We start from the raw sequence: 16277 nt of genomic DNA, 5'->3' as shown, positions 1-16277 counted from the left end.
GTCCTGACCGGTCCCGGGCGGGAGGCACCATGGGGGGAGCAACAACGGCGGCGCATGGTGGGAGCACGGGCTGTGGTGGACGTCCACGGGGCAGTGACGGAAGGCTTCGAGCCGGTCCGGGAGGCCTTCGTCCGGAACTTCGAGGAGCGGGGCGAGCGCGGCGGGGCCGTGGCGCTGTACCGGGACGGCCGCAAGGTCGTGGACCTGTGGGCGGGTTCCGCCGGCGGGGACGGGGCCGGCGGCGCGCCCTGGGCGCAGGACACGGCGCAGGTGGTGCGCTCGGCGACGAAGGGCGTGGCGGCGGCGTGCCTGCTCCTGCTGCACCAGCGGGGGCAGCTCGACCTGGACGCGCCCGTCGGCACGTACTGGCCCGAGTTCAAGACCGCCGGCAAGGAGCGGGTCACGGTCCGCGACGCCCTGGCGCACCGGGCCGGGGTGCCGGCGCTGGACACCCCGCTCACCCCGGAGCAGGCGCAGGACGGCGTCAGCGGGCCGCGCGCGATCGCGGCGCAGGCCCCGTTCTGGGCGCCCGGGACGGACCACGGCTACCACGCGCAGACGTACAGCTGGCTGATCGGCGAGCTGGTGCGGCGCGCGAGCGGCGGACGCTCCCTCGGGCGCTACGTGGCGGAGGAGATCGCCCGCCCGCTCGGCCTCGACCTGTGGATCGGCCTGCCGGCGGGCGAGGAGCACCGCGTCGGGCGGATCGCCGCCGTGGACACCCCGCCGCCCCCGGCCGCGGCGGGGCTGCGCGCGCGGCCCAAGCGGAACGTGACCGAGGCGTACGACGACCCGTCGTCGCTGACCCGGCGGGCGTTCGGCGCGATCGACCCGCTGCCGGACGAGAACGACGCCGCCTACCACGCGGCGCAACTGGCGGCCTCCGGCGGCATCGCCACCGCCCGTTCGCTGGCCCGCTTCTACGCCGCGCTCATAGGGGAGGTCGAGGGCCCCGGCGCCCGGCTCTTCGCGCCGGCGACGCTCACCTCAGCGCGCACCCCGGAGTCGGAGGGCCCGGACCGCGTCCTGGTGGTGAACACCCGCTTCGGCCTGGGCTTCATGCTGCACGGCCCGGCCGCCCCGCTGCTGTCCCCGGGCTCCTTCGGGCACCCGGGCCGCGGCGGGTCGCTGGGCTTCGCGGACCCGGGTGAGGGCGTCGCCTTCGGCTACGTCACCAACGGCATGCAGAAGAACGTCACCGCCGATCCGCGCGCCCAGGCGCTGGTCCGGGCGGTGCGGGAGTGCCTGCGCTGACGGCGGCCGGAAAAGTTGCCCGGGCTCCGGGAGCCGCGAACGATGGATGAGTGAGCGACGCCGCATATCTCCGGTTTCCGCATGTTCACGGCGAGCGGCTCTGTTTCGTCGCCGAGGACGACATCTGGGTCGCGCCCCTGGGCGAGGGGCGCGCGTGGCGCGTGACGGCCGACCGGACCCGGGTCGGGCATCCGCGCTTCTCCCCCGACGGGTCGGTGATCGCCTTCAACAGCTGGCGCTCCCTCGACCCCGAGGTGTACGTCGCGCCGGTGGAGGGCGGCCCGGCCCGCCGGCTGACCTACTGGGGCAGCACCGACACACGCGTGCGTTCCTGGACGCGGGACGGCCGCATCCTGGCCGTCTCCTCCCACGGCGAACCCTTCTCGCACTACACGTGGGCCTACGGCGTCCCCGTCGAGGGCGGTCCGGGCAGCCGCCTGCCCTGGGGCCCGGTGTCGGACATCGCCGTGGACGACAGCGAGGAGGGCGAGCACCGGACGCTGCTGCTGACGGCGACCGCGCCCCACGAGCCGGCCTCGTGGAAGCGGTACCGGGGCGGCGCGACGGGGCGGCTGTGGCTGCAGTGCCGGCGGCTGGTGCCGGAGGTCGACGGCCACCTGGAGTCGCCGATGTTCGTCGCGGGGCGCATCGCCTTCCTCTCCGACCACGAGGGCATCGGCAACCTGTACTCCTGCCTGCCGGACGGCACTGACCTGCGGCGGCACACCGACCACGCCGACTTCTACGCCCGCAGCGCGGCGACCGACGGCACGCGCGTGGTCTACCAGTGCGCGGGCGAGGTGTGGCTGGTCGACGACCTCGGCCCGGGCTCAGTGCCGCGCCGCCTCACCGTGGACCTCGGCGGCCCGCGCGCCGGCCGGCGCCCGTACCAGGTCCCGGCCTCGGCGTACCTGGACGGTCTGGCCGTGGACCGCACCGGACGCGCCAGCGCGGTGTGCGTGCGCGGCAGCCTGTACTGGCTGACCCACCGCGACGGGCCCGCGCGCACCATCTCCGACGTGCCGGGGTCGCGGGTCCGGCTGCCGGTCATGCTGGGCGACACCGGGCGGATCGCCTTCGTCACCGACGCCGAGGGCGAGGACGCCATCGAGATCGCCGCGCTGCCGGGCCGCCCCGCGGCGCTGGCCGCCGCCGACATCGCCGACGCCGACGACGCGGTCGCGCAGGCCCTGCGAGCCACGGAGGAGGGCACCGGGGACGGGGGCGGGGAGGAGGACGAGGAGGAGACCGCGCAGGAGATCGCGGCCGCCGAGGGGCAGACCGAGCCTCGGCCCCCGTGCAGCAGCGGCGGCACCCGGCTGGCGTGCGGGCTGCTCGGCCGCGTCCACGAGCTGGTGCCCTCGCCCGACGGCCAGATCCTCGCCGTCGCCTCCCACGACGGCCGGCTGCTCATGGTCGACGCGGAGTCGGGCGCGGTGGCCGAGCTGGTCCGCTCGTCCAACGGTCCCGTCCGCGACCTGTCCTTCTCCCCGGACTCCGACTGGATCGCCTGGTCCCACCCGGTCATCGGCCGTTCGCTGCGGAAGATCCGGATCGCCCGGCTCAGCCCGGACCCGGAGACCGGCAAGCACACCCTCATCGACGTCACCAACGGCCGTTTCGAGGACGAGCAGCCGGTCTTCACCCGCGACGGCCGCTACCTGGCCTTCCTGTCCTGGCGCGGCTTCGACCCGGTGTACGACGTGCACACCGGAGACCTGTCCTTCCCGCTGGGCTGCCGCCCGCACCTCGTACCGCTGCACTCGGCGACGCCCTCGCCCTTCGCGCTGCCCGTGGAGGGCCGACCGCCGGGGGGCGGGCTGGACCCGACCGGGTTCACCGAGGGGCCGCTGGCGGTGGAGGCGGCCGGGCTGCCGATGCGGGTGACGCCCTTCCCGGTGCCCGCCTCCAAGTACAGCTCGCTGGAGGCGGTGCGGGGCGGGCTGACCTGGCTGCGCTGGCCGATCTCCGGCGCGCTCGGCGAGACCTTCGTCAACCCGACCGACCCCTCCGCCCGCCCCACGCTGGAGTACTTCGGCCTGGCGAAGTCCAAGCGGGTCGAGCTGGTGCGGCACATGGACTGGTACCGGATCAGCGGCGACGGCACGCAGCTGGTGGTCTTCGACGAGGGCGACCTGACGGTGGTCCCGGCGTACGAGCCGGGCGACCTGGACTCCACCGTCTACATCGACATGCGCCGCATCCTGCACGAGGCGAACCCGCCCACCGAGTGGCGGCAGGCGTTCGACGAGGCCGGGCGGATCATCCGCGACTACTTCTGGGCGCCGGACATGTGCGGCATCGACTGGCCGGAGATCCTCGACCAGTACCGTCCGCTGGTCGAACGGGTCGCCACCCCGGACGAGTTCGCCGACCTGCAGCGCGAGGTCCTCGGCGAACTGGGCACCTCGCACGCGTACGTGGCGTCCGCCCGCCGCAGCGAGGGGCCGCCGCACTACCAGCGGCCGATCGGGCTGCTCGGCGTCAACTTCCTCCACACCAAGGACGGCCGGTGGGTCGTCACCCGCATCCTGCCGGGCGAGTCCTCCGACTCCAAGGCGCGTTCGCCGCTGGCCGGCACCGGCATCCTGGAGGGCGCGGCGCTCACCCACGTCGACGGCCGCGCCGTCGACCCGGACGCCGGTCCCGGCCCGTTGCTGTCGGCCGCGGGCGGCACCACGGTGGAGCTGACCTTCGTCCCGCCCGACGGCGGGCATCCGCGCCGGGTCGCGGTGGTGCCGCTGGTGGACGAGCGGCCGCTGCGCTACCAGGACTGGGTGGCCAAACGACGCGCGGTCGTACGGGCGTTGAGCGAGGGGAAGTGCGGCTACCTGCACATCCCCGACCTGGGGGGCTCGGGCTGGGCGCAGTTCAACCGCGACCTGCGCATCGAGATCGTCCATCCGGCGCTCATCGTCGACGTGCGCGGCAACGCGGGCGGCAACATCAGCGACCTGGTGGTGGAGAGCCTGACCCGCAAGATCCTCGGCTGGGACCACACCCGCCACGCGCAGCCGGTGAGTTACGCCGGCAACGCCCCGCGGGGCCCGATCGTGGCACTGGCGGACGAGGCGACGGCCTCCGACGGCGACATGATCACCGCCACGTTCCGGCTGCTGGGCATCGGCCCCGTGGTGGGCCACCGCACCTGGGGCGGTGTGGTCGGCATGACCGGCCGGCACCGGCTGGGCGACGGCACGGTGATCACGGTGCCGATGAACGCCGCCTGGTTCGAGGCCTACGGCTGGGCGGTGGAGAACTACGGCGTGGAGCCGGACATCCCCGTCATCCGCACGCCGTTGGACTGGGCGGAGGGCCGCCGCACCGACCTGGAGATCGCCGTGCAGACGGCACTGGACCTGCTGGAGAAGCACCCGGCCTCCACACCGCCCGATCTGTCCGACCGCCCGGACCGGCGGCGGCCGCCGCTCCCCCCGCGTCCCTGAACCTCCCCTCCCCGTCAGGGACGGCGGGCGGTTCCGCCGAGGAAGGTCCGGTCGAGGACGAGGAAGGGGCGCGCCCGGTACGGACGCGCCCCTCCTTCACGCCTTGACCACGCGGGTCAGGCCCGCTCGTGCCGCTCGTCGATCTCCTCCGGCGAGCGCCGGCGGTCGCGGTCGCCCTTGGGCATGCCCTCCGGGGGCTGCTTGGACGGCTGACCCTGGCCGGGCTCGCGGTGCTGCGGCTTGCCCGGCTGGCGCATCGGGTCGCCGGCCATGCCCTGAGCACGCTCGCGGGTCTGGCCGATACGCTCCTGCCCCTGGGGCTGAGCCTGCGGGCGGTGCTGCTGCCCGGCCTTGTTTCGCGTGGGGTCGTTCTTGCCCATGATCACTCCTTCGTGATGTATGGAATGGGCCTCGACCAGGCTGACACGGCCGGACACAGTACGCATTTCGGACGAACGCGGTCCGTGAACGGCGCTGGTCAGACGGGCCTTTCCGAGCGGGCGCGTTCGTCGGCGGCGCCGCCCCGGCCGACGAGTCCGTGCCGGACGCCGCCCGCGGCGGCGATCCTCGGCTCCAGGCGGCGCATCTCGCGCCGCCCCAGGACGCCGCCGATCAGGCCGGGCACGTACCCGCGTACGGACTGCATCCCGCGCAGCCACCACTGGGCGTAGACGTGCGGCGAGCGGCGGGCGATCCCGTCCGCGATGCGCTCGACGGCCGGTCCCAGCGGGTAGGTGCGGTTGGCGGGCCAGGGCAGCCGGGCGCGGGCCTCACGCATCAGGGCGTCCTCATCGGCGCCCCGCACCATGTCGGTGTCGGTCCAGCTCAGGTACCCCACACCGACCTTGACGCCCTTGAAGCCGACCTCGGCGCGCAGGCAGTGCGCGAAGGCCTCCACCCCCGCCTTGCTGGCGCAGTACGCGGTCATCAGCGGTGCCGGGGTGATCGCGGCGAGCGAGGCGATCTGCAGGAGGTAGCCGCGCGAGGCGACGAGCGCCGGGAGGAACGCGCGGGCGGTCACCACGCTGCCCAGCAGGTTGACCTGGACGACCCGTTCGAAGTCGGCGGGGTCCACGTCCAGGAACGGACCGCCGGTCGCCACACCGGCGTTGGCGACGACGACGTCGACGCGGCCGTAGCGCTCCAGTACCTCCGCGGCCACCCGGGCCATCGCCTCCCGGTCGGTGACGTCGGCCGTCCAGCACCCGGCGTCGGGGCCGATCTCCTCGGCCACGCGCTTGAGTTCGTCCGGCTCCAGCCCCACCAGCGCCAACCGGGCGCCGCGCGCGCCGAGTTCACGTGCGAGCACCGCCCCCACCCCACGGGCGGCACCGGTCACCACCGCGACCTGCCCGTCCAGCGACCTGCTCATGCCGTCTCCTCCTTGACCTGCGTTCCGGGCCGCAGATGGTCCTCGACGAGGGTGCGTACGACGCCGGCGACCGCGGCCGGCGCCTCCAGCGGCGTCATGTGGCCGAGGCCCGGCAGTTCGGTGAGCCCGGCGAACCCGGAGAGCCGGGCGGCCATGCCGTGGGCGTGCACCGGCGGGGTGAGCTTGTCGGCCCCGCCCACCAGCACGGCGGTGGGCGCACGCAGCGCGGACACGCCCGCGTCCAGGTTGAGCCCGGCCAGCACCCGGCCCCACGCGGCGCGCTGCCGGCGCCCGCAGGCGTGCACGATGCGCGCGGTGGCGGCCGTCAGCTCCCGGCTCGACGCCGCGCCCAGGATCCCGTACTTGAGCGCGGCCCGGGTCACCGCGGACTGCGGGCCGAGCGGCGCGGAACTGACCAGCAGGAAGCGGTGGAAGGCGTCGCGCACCCGCTTGCTGCGCACCCGCGGCGGCAGCACCGCGGCCTCGGTGAGCAGCCGCCCGCTGCCCGTGCTGGCCAGCAGCACCGCGGCCGTACGGGACTGCACGGCGGCCCGGTCGCCGGCCGCCATCGCGGTCATGCCGCCCATGGAGTGGCCGACCAGCACCACCTTCTCGTCGCCCTCGACGGCGGCCTCCAGGACCGCGGTGAGGTCGTCGGCGAGCGCGCCGGTGCCGTAGCCGCCGCGGCGCGGGGTGCCGCTGCCGCCGTGGCCGCGCTGGTCGTAGGCCACGACGCGGTACTCCCCGGCGAGTTCGTGGATGAGCGGGGCCCAGAACAGGGTGCTGCACGTCCAGCCGTGGATCAGCACCACGGTGGGCGCGGTGCCGGACTCGGGGCCGTACTCCTCCACATGGATCGAGGTGCCGTCCGCGGACCGCACGGAGTGCGTGCGCCGGGTGGCCGGCAGGTCGAAGACGGACGCGGTCACGAGGCCACCTCCACGCGCTCCGGGCGCTCCTCGGGGGCGCCGGCGGGCACGATGTCGTACTCCTGGAGGTCCAGCCGCCGGGTGGCGCGCCGGAACTCGGCGGTCGTCCCGGGCCACACCGTGGTGTTGCGGCCCTGGTCGTCCAGGTACCAGCTGACGCAGCCCCCGGTGTTCCACACCGTGCGGGCCATGCGGCGCTGCACCGCCTCGTTCCAGGACCGCACGGCCTCCGGACGGGCGTCGAGCGCGGCGGCCCCGGTGGTGTCCAGGGCGCGCAGGTACGCCGCGACGTAGTTCAGCGAGGACTCGATCATCAGGATCATCGAGCTGTTCCCGAGGCCGGTGTTGGGCCCGATGACGAACAGCAGGTTGGGGAAGCCGTCGACGGCACAGCCGCGCAGCGCGGCCATGCCGCCCTTCCAGTGCTCGGCCAGCGAGCGGCCGTCGGCGCCGAACACCCGGTCCCCGATGGGCATGTCGGTGACGTGGAAGCCGGTGCCGAAGACGATGGCGTCCACCTCGCGCTCGGTGCCGTCGGCCATGACCAGGGTCGAGCCGCGCACCTCCTTCAGCGCGGAGGCGACGACCTCGGTGTTGGGCCGCGCGAGCGCCGGGTAGTAGTCGTTCGACAGCAGGATGCGCTTGCAGCCGATCCGGTAGTCGGGTGTCAGCTTGGCGCGCAGCGCCGGGTCCTTGACGGACTTGCGCAGGTGCGAGGCGGCGACGGCCTGCGCGCCGCGCATCATCGCCGGGCGCTTGGTGAACGCGCCCACCTGGAACTCGCGGATCAGCCACAGCAGTCCGCGCCGCGCCCTGGCGGTGGCCGGCACCGTGCCGTGCAGCCACTGCTCGGCCCGGCTGATCCCGCGGTCCATGCGCGGCATCACCCACGGGGGCGTCCGCTGCACCACGGTCAGGCTCGCCACCGCGGGCTGGATCGCGGGCACGATCTGGATCGCGGAGGCCCCGGTGCCGACCATGGCGACCCGCTTGCCCGTGAGGTCGAAGTCGTGGTCCCACTGCGAGGAGTGGAAGACCCTGCCCGGGAAGGCGTCCAGGCCCGGGACGTCCGGCAGCTTGGGGTCGGACAGCGGCCCGGTGGCCGAGACCACGACGTCCGCGGTGAGTTCGCCCCGCGAGGTGGTGATGCGCCAGTGCCGGGCGCCGGCGTCCCAGCGGGCCTCGGTCACCTCCGTCTCGAGCCGCAGGTGCGGGCGGAGGCCGAAGGTGTCCGCGACCCGTTCCAGGTAGGCCCGGATGTGCGGCTGGCCGGAGAAGGTGCGCGGCCACCGGGGGTTGGGCGCGAAGGAGAACGAGTACAGGTGCGAGGGAACGTCGCAGGCGCACCCCGGGTAGCTGTTGTCCCGCCACGTGCCGCCGACGGAGTCCCGGCGTTCCAGGACGACGAAGTCGGTGATCCCCTCGCGTCGCAGCCGCACGGCGGCGCCCAGTCCGCCGAACCCCGATCCGATCACCGCAACCCGCACGTGTTCGCTGTGTCCGGCCATACCGCCGCCTCTCGGTGCCGCCCCTGTGCCGAATCGTGCCAGCGTTCACTGGCACGGTCGGAGCGTAGACCAGAAGGCGTTACCAGCGGTAGAGGTCGGGCCGCGCGATGTGGCGCGGACACGGCATAGGCTGAACGGCGTGGCAACGCACGAGCGCGAGTACCGGATGGACGAGCTGGCGGAGGCGGCCGGAGTCCCGGTCCGCACCGTCCGCTTCTACCGGGAGCGCAAGCTGCTTCCGCCGCCGCGCCGCGAGGGCCGGATCGCCTGGTACAACGACCACCACCTGGCCCGGCTGCGGACCGTCACGGCCCTGCTGGAACGGGGTCACACCCTCGGCGGCATCGCCGAGTTGATGGACGCCTGGGAGAGCGGCCGCCGCGACGTCGGCGAGTTGCTCGGCCTGGACCCGGGGCTGCCCACCCGCTGGTCGGAGGAGGAGCCGCTGCGGCTCACCCCCGAGGGCCTCGCCGACCACTACGGGGACCAGGCCACCGCGGAGAACCTGGCCACCGCCCTGGACGTCGGCTACATCGCCGTCGACGGCGACGACGTCGTCCACGTCAGCCGCCGCCTCCTGGAGGCGTCGGCCGCGCTGGTCCGGGAGGGCATCCCGCTCGCCGAGGTGCTGGCCGCCGGCCGCGACATGCGGGGCCGCATGGACCTGCTCGCCGAGCTCTTCGTCGAGCTTGCCCGCACCTACGTCCTGCCGGACGCGGAGGCCGACCTCCAGTCCGGCGACACCACCCGGCTCACCGAGGCCATCGCCCGGCTGCGCCCCCTCGTGCAGGCCGTCGTGGAGGCGGAACTCGCCCTGGCGATCGACCGCAGGCTCCGCGAGGAACTCAAGCGCTGACCCCGTACGCCGCCCCCGTACGCCGCCCCCCGGCGGCACCTCCGCCCGCACCGCGGCCGGCCGGCCCGCGTTCCCGGAACGGCGGCGCGCATCCGTACTGTGGACGCATGACGCTCGATCTCGACGCCTATCTCGCCCGCATCGGCTGGACCGGGGATCGCCGTCCCACGGCGGAGGTGCTGCGGTCCGTGCACCGCGCCCACCTGCTGGGCATCCCGTTCGAGAACCTCGACCCGGTCCTGGGCCACGCCCCCTCGCTCGCGCTGCCCGACCTGGAGGCCAAGCTCGTCCGCGGTACGCGCGGCGGCTACTGCTACGAGCACAACACCCTGTTCGCCGCGGCGCTCACCGCCCTCGGGTTCCGTGTCACGCTGCTCACCGCGCGCGTCCTGGTCGGGGCGAAGCCGGGGGACGTCCGCCCCCGTACGCACATGCTGATGCTCACCGACGTGCCCGGCGAGCCGGTGCCGTGGGTGAGCGACGTCGGCTTCGGCAGCATCGGCTCCCTGCTGGAGCCGTTGCCGCTGGTCGCGGACGTGGAGCTGCACGACGCGCCGCGCCGCCACCGGCTGGTCCACGCGCCGCACGACGGCCCGCTGGAGCTGTGGAAGCTCCAGGCGCACCTGCCCGGCACCACGGACGACGGGTGGGAGGACCAGTACGCCTTCACCGTCGAGCCCTTCCAGGCCCCCGACTACGAGGTCATCAACTGGCACGTGGCGACCAACCCGCGCTCCCCCTTCTCCCACGGTGTCTACGTCCAGCGCACCACCGGCGACGCCCACCTCTCCCTCACCGGACGGCACCTCACGGAGACGGCCGCCGACGGCACCCGCAAGGAGCGCGAACTCGCCGACGCGGACGAGGTGCTGCGGGTCCTCGCGGACGACTTCGGCGTACGGCTCCCCGAGGGGACGCGCCTGCCGCAGTGATCCGGCCCCTGCCCCCGGGTCCGGGGGCAGGGGCCGGGGGCCGGGACTACGACAGGTCCTTGCCCTCGGCCAGGGTGTGCGCCACCAGCGCGTTGGCGTGGCCGTGCCCGAGGCCGTGCTCGGTCTTCAGCCAGCCGACCAGCTCCATGTGCCGGGTCAGCGGGGAGGAGCGGATGAGCTCCTTCCATTCCCCGACCGGCCGCCCGTACTTCTTCTCGATCGCGGGGAAGTAGCTCGCGGGGCCCTTCACGTTCTCCGTCATGCCTGGTGGACCGCGCGGCCGTCGCGAACTCATCGGACGGGGGCCGTGACCCGCGTCACACGCCCGCCCACCGGCGGACGTTCGCCGGGTCAGGTGAATCCGGCCGGTTCGCGGCGTGCCGCCGGGCGCCACGTGCCTAGCGTGGCGGCCGGGACGACACCAGGTGGACCGGACGGGGGTGACCGCATGACGGTCGAGGACAAGCGCTCGGTGAGCATGAGGATCTTCGGGGACCTGCTCAGGGCACTGCGCGAGGGCCGCGGGCTCACCCTCGACGCGGTGGCGGCGCACACGGGCTACTCGAGGTCGCAGACCGTCAAGATCGAGTGCGGGGAGCGCATCGCCAGCACGGCGTTCATCGACCGCGCCGAGCAACTGCTGGGCTCCCCCGGCGTGCTGAAGGCCGTGGCACCCCATCTGTCCCGGGAGAAGCTGCCCGTGGGGTACGGGGAGTACGCGGACGAGGAGGCCCGGGCGCTGAGCCTGGGAACGTACAACATCCACGTCATTCACGGCCTGTTGCAGACCGAGGCGTACATCCGTGCCGTGTTCGGAGCCCGCTGTCCGGCCCTGGAGGAGGACGAAGTCGAGCGCTGGACCGAGGACCGGCTGGCCCGCCAGGCCCTGATCACCCGCCGGCCCGTGTGCATGCTCTCCTTCGTCCTGGAGGAGTGGCTCCTGCGCCGCCCGACAGGCGGACCGGCCGTGATGAGGGAGCAGTTGCGGCACCTCGTCGAAGTGGGGCGGCGGCGCAACGTCCAGATCCAGGTGATGCCGGCGCGGTACGAGGCGCACGCCGGCCTCGACGGTCCCTTCACCTTCCTGGAGAATCCCGAACGCCATCTGCTCGCCTACGCTGAAGGTCAGGTCGGGGGCCTGCTCACCGATGACCGGAAAAGGGTCAGCCTGCTCCACCAGCGTTATGGCATGATCCGGGCGCAGGCCCTCACGCCGGAGGACTCGGCCAAGGTGATCGAGCAGATTGCGGGTGAACTGTGAGCGCTCTCGTGTGGTTCACGTCCAGTCACAGCGGCAGCGACGGCGGCGAATGCGTGGAAGTTGCGGTCGGCCCGGCCGCCGTCCGCGTACGGGACTCCAAGGACAGGTCCGGCCCCGTTCTGGCCTTCGAGCCGGAGGCGTGGACCGCGTTCCTGGCCTTCGCCGGCCAATTGCGCGACCCCCAAGGATAGTTACCAACCGGTAACCCAAACGCCGGTTTCCGCTCACCCGCACCCGCGAACGTACGGTGCATGACAACCCTCAAAACCCTCGACTGGAGACGCGGCGCCGTCGTGACGGCGATCATCGTCGCCGGCGTGTCCGGCATCGCCCTCCCCGCCGACGCGCACGCCGCCGGGCACACCCCCGGCACGGTGGCGGCGGCCACCACGGCCCCCGCGACGGCCTCCGCCACCGCCCCGGTCGACCACGAGACCTGGCTGAGCGACGTCCGCCCGGTGATCGACCAGGCGCACGCCTACCTCCAGGAGCGCACGTCCGCCGTGCGCCCCGGCGAGAAGCCGGCGATCGTGCTGGACATCGACAACACCGCGCTGGAGACCCACTTCGACTGGTGGTTCCCGCCGGCCGTGGCGCCGACCCTCGACCTCGCCCGGTACGCGGACTCCCGCGGCGTGGCCGTCTTCTTCGTCACCGCGCGGCCGGACTTCATCCACCCGGCCACCCGCTACAACCTCGACCGCGTGGGGTACCCGGTCACCGGGCTCTACGGCCGCTCGATCCCCGACCTGTTCGAGGAGGTCAGCGCGTACAAGACCGCGCAGCGCGCCGCCATCGAGAAGCGCGGCTACACGATCGTCGCGAACATCGGCAACAACACCGGCGACCTGGTGGGCGGTCACGCCGAGCGCACCTTCAAACTCCCGGACTACGACGGCCTGCTCGACTGACGCCGTCCCGGACCGGCCGGCGCCCGGGGAAGGATCGTTCCCCGGGCATTCACCATGCCCTCATGCGCGGGCTTCGTACGGGCTCGACCTGCGGCTTAGCTTCACGAGGTCCCGTTCGCCCGATGTAGACGAGGTGTAAATGTCCCTCCGGCACGCAATCGCAGCCCTGGCCGTCGTCCCCGCGCTCGTGGTCCCCACCGCCGCCCAGGCCGCCACCGCCCAGCACGGCCACGACCACGGCCACGGCCACTCCCACCGGGTCGACTTCGACCTGCAGGCCCACCGCGGCGGCATCGGCATGACCACCGAGGAGTCCCTGGAGGGCTTCGGCAAGGCCCTGCGCCTCGGGGTGAGCACCCTGGAGCTGGACACCCACGTCACCAAGGACCAGAAGGTCGTCGTCAACCACGACCGCCAGATCAGCGCCCAGAAGTGCAAGGACACCGGCCCCGTGACGGCGGGTGACCCGATGTACCCCTACGTCGGCAAGTACATCAAGGACCTGACGCTGGCCCAGATCAAGACGATGGACTGCGGCTACCAGCACCTGCCCGGCTTCCCCGAGCAGGAGCAGGTCAAGGGCCACCGCATGGTGGAGCTCAAGGACGTGCTGGGCCTGGTCAAGAGCTACAAGGCCAAGAAGGTCAAGCTCAACATCGAGACCAAGGTGGAGGCCGGCGCCCCCGAGCAGACCGCGCCGCGCGAGCTGTTCGTGCGCCGGGTCTTCGAGGAGATCCACCGCTCGGGCATCGAGAAGCAGGTCACCATCCAGTCCTTCGACTGGGGCGCCCTGAACGAGATGCACAAGCTCGCGCCGAAGTACCCGCTGGTGGCGCTCACCAACTACGACTTCCTCCAGGTCGGCAAGCCCGGCGCCTCCCCGTGGCTCGGCGGCATCGACGCCGACGACTACGACGGCGACTTCGTGAAGGCCGCCTCCGCCGTACCCGGCGTCAAGGCGCTCTCCCCGGTCTACGGCATGCCGCAGAACGGCACCGTCGCCGACCCGAACTTCACGTTCTACGTCACCGAGAAGATGGTGGACGACGCCCACAAGCGCGGCCTGAAGGTCATCCCGTGGACCTGTGACGACAACCCGACCATCGAGGCCCTGATGGACATGGGCATCGACGGCATCATCACCGACTACCCCAACCACGTCCGGCAGATCATGGCCGACCGCGGCATGCGCCTGCCCAAGGCGTACTCCGCCCCGCGCCACTGACGACCGGCGCGCCCTACGCGTGACGCCCCCGGGACCCACCGGTCCCGGGGGCGTCCGCGCACGGTCAGCGGGCCGAGGTGGCGGGTTCCCCGGCGGGGCTCGCCAGGTGCTCCTCGGGGTGGACGCACTTGTACAGGCAATGTGTGCGGGACATCGCGAAGACGCCGTAGCTGAGCACCGCGAACCCGGCCAGCGCGGGCAGCATCCAGAAGCCGGTGCGCGGCTGCTCACCGTAGAGCGTGACCCCCAGGCAGAACCCGACGACGGCGTCGCCGAGCGTCAGGGCGGGCTGGGATGCGATCAGCGGTCCCCCCTGCATCGCGGTCCCCAGCAGGAACAGCGAGAACCCGCCGGCCGCGGCGAACGCGTAGGTCTGCCAGGACATCAGCCAGGCCACGACCCCCTCGTGCTCCAGGACGTACATGGACGACTTGATCAGCGCGGCCGTGAGGGCGTTGCCGACCGCGGCCCCGGCGCCCAGGCACGCGGCGCGCATCAGGCCGTTGGGCCGCCGCAGCCCGGCGAGCACCAGCGCCACGCCGAGCCCGCCGACGATCAGCAGCGTCGGCACCCACCAGATGCCCGGCACCTGCTCCCGCCCCCCGCGGGGCGCCATCGAGAAGAGGAACAGCGCGAGGCCCCCCGCGATGCACGCCACACTGACCCACGCCTTGCGGGACAGCTCGACGTGGAAGACCATGCCGCCGATCACCAGGGCCAGCGGCAGTTCCAGGATGAACACCGGCTGGACCGCGGCGAGCGAGCCCGTGCCCAGCGCCAGCGCCTGGAAGACCGCGGCGAGGATGACGCCGAGGATGCCGGCGAGCCAGACGGGGGTGCGCAGCAGGTCCTTCATCAGACCCAGGCGCAGGGACTTCGAGGCGGGGACGGTGAGCACCGCGCGTCGCTGCAGGACCGTGCCGTAGGCGTTGCTGCAGGCCGCGAGGACGGCGAAGAGGATGGAGATCATGACGCAGGCACCACTCCCGCGTGCTCGGCCGCGGTCGTCCTCGTCCGGCTCGGCGCCGGACGACGCTCGACGTTGTTATGGGTTCGTCCGGTTTTCAGCGTAAATGGAAAGTCTAACGTCGAACGTATGCGGAGGCCCGCCGCGCTCCGTGGGCGCGGGGCCGCGGTCACAGCGCCGCGCGGTCGCCGGTGTCCACCGGCTCCGTGGCGCTCGCCCCGCGCAGGGCGTCGGAGCGCACCTCGTCCGCGGTCAGCACGTAGCCCGTCGTGGAGTCGGTGGTGGAACGTGCGAAGACCACCCCGTAGACGCGTCCGGAGGTGTCCAGCAGCGGGCCGCCGGAGTTGCCGGGGCGCACGACGGACCGGACCTGGTAGATGTCGCGGGTGACCGTGCCGTCGCCGTAGATGTCCTGACCGGTGGCGCGGATGCGCCCGGCCACCGTCGCCGCGCGCAGGTCGAGGCCGCCGTCCTGCGGGTAGCCCGCCACCACGGCGCCGTCGCCGCGCACCGCGTCGTCGGTGAAGTCCAGCGCGGGCGCGTTCAGCCCCGGGACGTCCAGGACGGCGATGTCCTTGCCGGGGTCGAAGAGCACGACCGTGGCCCGGTAGGCCCGGCCGGTGCCGCCGACCTGCACCGCGGGGTCGTCCACCCCCGCCACCACGTGGGCGTTGGTCATCACGTGCTCGTCGGCGTAGACGAAGCCGGTGCCCTCCTGGCCCTGGCGGCGGCCGTCCACGAAGGCGACGCCCTCGATCTTGACCGTGCTGCGGGCCGCGGCGCCGGCCGCGGCCGCGGTGACGCTGTCACCGGAGGGCGCGGGCACCCCGTTGACGGGCTCGGACTCGAAGGGGTTGAACACCTGCGGGAACCCGGCCTCGGCCAGTGCGCTGGTCGCCTTGCTGAACCAGGTCGGTGCCTGCCGGGGCATGGTGTCCTGGACCGCGCCCAGCACCTCGGACCCGCGGATCGACTGGGACAGCACGCTGGAGGAGGACGTCACCAGCACGCTCGCGGCCACCCAGGAGACCAGCAGCACGGCCACTGCGTTCGCCACCGCGCCGCCCGCCCCGTCGACCCAGCGCAGCGGGCCCCAGTCCAGCCCGGTCCGCGCCTTCAGGGCGAGCCCGGAGGCCAGGGCGTGCCCGCCGGCCGCGGGCACCAGGACGGTGAGCAGCGCGACCAGCGTGGCCCGTGGTGTGCCCGGCTCGACGTACTGCAGTACGTACGGCAGCAGCCACACACCGACCACCGCACCGCCGAGGAAGCCAGCGAGCGAGACGCAGCCCGCGACCAGTCCCCGCCGGAAGCCGGCGACGGCGTAGGCGACGGTCAGCACCAGCAGCAGGAGGTCGAGCAGGTTCAACCGAGGGGCCTTTCGACGAAACCCTATGGACCAGTGAAAACGCACATTAACTGACCATAGGTTCCCTTTTGCGGCGCACCGCACGCAGATTCCGTCACATCCGCCCCGCCTACCCCGGATCGCCGTGGAATCGCATGGGAAAGGCCCGGCGCGGCTTCCGTGTGCAACCACGGACTCCGGCACCGGGCCCTCCGTCGCACCGCACCCCGTCCCCACGGGTCGGCGCGTGCGGGGCCTTCCCACCGCTCAG

General features: G+C 73.2%; 15 protein-coding genes. 8 read left to right on the top strand and 7 right to left on the bottom strand.

The genetic code is table 11. From position 1 onward, the window contains the following. The first annotated feature begins 54 nt into the window (after nt 1-54). Nucleotides 55-1254 carry a serine hydrolase domain-containing protein gene (locus tag ACZ7MY_RS06780; protein ID WP_499600140.1) on the top strand — a complete coding sequence of 400 codons (1200 nt, stop codon included), beginning with the start codon at nt 55-57 and terminating at the stop codon, nt 1252-1254. Nucleotides 1255-1304: 50 nt separating this feature from the next. After that, nucleotides 1305-4700, top strand: a complete 3396-nt coding sequence (locus ACZ7MY_RS06775) for a S41 family peptidase (protein WP_499600139.1) — start codon at nt 1305-1307, stop codon at nt 4698-4700. 116 nt (nt 4701-4816) lie between these two features. Here the strand turns inward: ACZ7MY_RS06775 and ACZ7MY_RS06770 are convergent, their stop codons facing one another. The 4 genes from ACZ7MY_RS06770 to ACZ7MY_RS06755 all read right to left on the bottom strand — a co-directional run bounded on the left by ACZ7MY_RS06770 (nt 4817) and on the right by ACZ7MY_RS06755 (nt 8509). After that, entirely contained in the window at nt 4817-5080 is a 264-nt protein-coding gene (locus ACZ7MY_RS06770; protein ID WP_499600138.1) for a hypothetical protein, read from the bottom strand. A 98-nt stretch (nt 5081-5178) separates the two neighbouring features. Then, nucleotides 5179-6072: an SDR family oxidoreductase gene (locus tag ACZ7MY_RS06765; protein ID WP_499600137.1), complete on the bottom strand. Its 894-nt coding sequence runs from the start codon at nt 6070-6072 to the stop codon at nt 5179-5181. Then, nucleotides 6069-7001 carry an alpha/beta fold hydrolase gene (locus ACZ7MY_RS06760; protein ID WP_499600136.1) on the bottom strand — a complete coding sequence of 311 codons (933 nt, stop codon included), beginning with the start codon at nt 6999-7001 and terminating at the stop codon, nt 6069-6071. The genes ACZ7MY_RS06765 and ACZ7MY_RS06760 overlap by 4 nt, the downstream gene beginning before the upstream one ends. After that, nucleotides 6998-8509 carry a flavin-containing monooxygenase gene (locus ACZ7MY_RS06755; protein WP_499600135.1) on the bottom strand — a complete coding sequence of 504 codons (1512 nt, stop codon included), beginning with the start codon at nt 8507-8509 and terminating at the stop codon, nt 6998-7000. Before ACZ7MY_RS06755 ends, ACZ7MY_RS06760 begins: the two co-directional genes overlap by 4 nt. A gap of 139 nt (nt 8510-8648) precedes the next feature. Here ACZ7MY_RS06755 and ACZ7MY_RS06750 point away from each other — a divergent pair, with 139 nt between their 5' ends. Both ACZ7MY_RS06750 and ACZ7MY_RS06745 read left to right on the top strand, forming a co-directional pair. Beyond that, a complete protein-coding gene (locus tag ACZ7MY_RS06750) occupies nt 8649-9365 on the top strand; it encodes a MerR family transcriptional regulator (protein WP_499600134.1) in 717 nt (238 codons plus the stop codon). 107 nt (nt 9366-9472) lie between these two features. Further along, nucleotides 9473-10297 (top strand): arylamine N-acetyltransferase family protein, encoded by an 825-nt coding sequence (locus tag ACZ7MY_RS06745; RefSeq protein ID WP_499600133.1) that lies wholly within the window; start codon nt 9473-9475, stop codon nt 10295-10297. 46 nt (nt 10298-10343) lie between these two features. On the opposite strand, the gene ACZ7MY_RS06740 is transcribed toward ACZ7MY_RS06745, so the two are convergent. Then, on the bottom strand, nt 10344-10559 hold the full coding sequence (locus tag ACZ7MY_RS06740; protein WP_499600132.1) for a DUF4287 domain-containing protein: 216 nt from the start codon (nt 10557-10559) through the stop codon (nt 10344-10346). Between the two features lie 186 nt (nt 10560-10745). Between ACZ7MY_RS06740 and ACZ7MY_RS06735 the strand changes: the two genes are divergently transcribed. The 4 genes from ACZ7MY_RS06735 (at nt 10746) to ACZ7MY_RS06720 (ending at nt 13694) form a co-directional block, all read left to right on the top strand. Continuing rightward, a complete protein-coding gene (locus ACZ7MY_RS06735; RefSeq protein ID WP_499600131.1) occupies nt 10746-11558 on the top strand; it encodes a helix-turn-helix domain-containing protein in 813 nt (270 codons plus the stop codon). Beyond that, nucleotides 11555-11749: a DUF397 domain-containing protein gene (locus ACZ7MY_RS06730; protein ID WP_499600130.1), complete on the top strand. Its 195-nt coding sequence runs from the start codon at nt 11555-11557 to the stop codon at nt 11747-11749. Before ACZ7MY_RS06735 ends, ACZ7MY_RS06730 begins: the two co-directional genes overlap by 4 nt. Nucleotides 11750-11809: 60 nt before the next feature. Further along, on the top strand, nt 11810-12469 hold the full coding sequence (locus tag ACZ7MY_RS06725) for an HAD family acid phosphatase (RefSeq protein ID WP_499600129.1): 660 nt from the start codon (nt 11810-11812) through the stop codon (nt 12467-12469). Between the two features lie 139 nt (nt 12470-12608). Next, nucleotides 12609-13694 carry a glycerophosphodiester phosphodiesterase family protein gene (locus ACZ7MY_RS06720; protein WP_499600128.1) on the top strand — a complete coding sequence of 362 codons (1086 nt, stop codon included), beginning with the start codon at nt 12609-12611 and terminating at the stop codon, nt 13692-13694. Between the two features lie 64 nt (nt 13695-13758). Here the strand turns inward: ACZ7MY_RS06720 and ACZ7MY_RS06715 are convergent, their stop codons facing one another. After that, on the bottom strand, nt 13759-14664 hold the full coding sequence (locus ACZ7MY_RS06715; RefSeq protein WP_499600127.1) for a DMT family transporter: 906 nt from the start codon (nt 14662-14664) through the stop codon (nt 13759-13761). A gap of 166 nt (nt 14665-14830) precedes the next feature. After that, nucleotides 14831-16027 (bottom strand): MarP family serine protease, encoded by a 1197-nt coding sequence (locus ACZ7MY_RS06710; RefSeq protein ID WP_499600126.1) that lies wholly within the window; start codon nt 16025-16027, stop codon nt 14831-14833. Nucleotides 16028-16277 lie beyond the last annotated feature (250 nt).

The sequence above is a fragment of the Streptomyces sp. NPDC111520 genome (assembly GCF_055635295.1).
The sequence above is the reverse complement of the archived record's forward strand: the minus strand, read 5'-3'. Positions and strand labels throughout refer to the sequence as shown.

Excerpts from the sequence above, each read along its gene's own strand:
- ACZ7MY_RS06780 (WP_499600140.1), top strand. The coding sequence starts at position 55 with ATGGTGGGAGCACGGGCTGTGGTGGACGTCCACGGGGCAGTGACGGAA.
- ACZ7MY_RS06770 (WP_499600138.1), bottom strand. The coding sequence starts at position 5,080 with ATGGGCAAGAACGACCCCACGCGAAACAAGGCCGGGCAGCAGCACCGC.
- ACZ7MY_RS06765 (WP_499600137.1), bottom strand. The coding sequence starts at position 6,072 with ATGAGCAGGTCGCTGGACGGGCAGGTCGCGGTGGTGACCGGTGCCGCC.
- ACZ7MY_RS06755 (WP_499600135.1), bottom strand. The coding sequence starts at position 8,509 with ATGGCCGGACACAGCGAACACGTGCGGGTTGCGGTGATCGGATCGGGG.
- ACZ7MY_RS06745 (WP_499600133.1), top strand. The coding sequence starts at position 9,473 with ATGACGCTCGATCTCGACGCCTATCTCGCCCGCATCGGCTGGACCGGG.
- ACZ7MY_RS06740 (WP_499600132.1), bottom strand. The coding sequence starts at position 10,559 with ATGACGGAGAACGTGAAGGGCCCCGCGAGCTACTTCCCCGCGATCGAG.
- ACZ7MY_RS06735 (WP_499600131.1), top strand. The coding sequence starts at position 10,746 with ATGACGGTCGAGGACAAGCGCTCGGTGAGCATGAGGATCTTCGGGGAC.
- ACZ7MY_RS06725 (WP_499600129.1), top strand. The coding sequence starts at position 11,810 with ATGACAACCCTCAAAACCCTCGACTGGAGACGCGGCGCCGTCGTGACG.
- ACZ7MY_RS06720 (WP_499600128.1), top strand. The coding sequence starts at position 12,609 with ATGTCCCTCCGGCACGCAATCGCAGCCCTGGCCGTCGTCCCCGCGCTC.
- ACZ7MY_RS06715 (WP_499600127.1), bottom strand. The coding sequence starts at position 14,664 with ATGATCTCCATCCTCTTCGCCGTCCTCGCGGCCTGCAGCAACGCCTAC.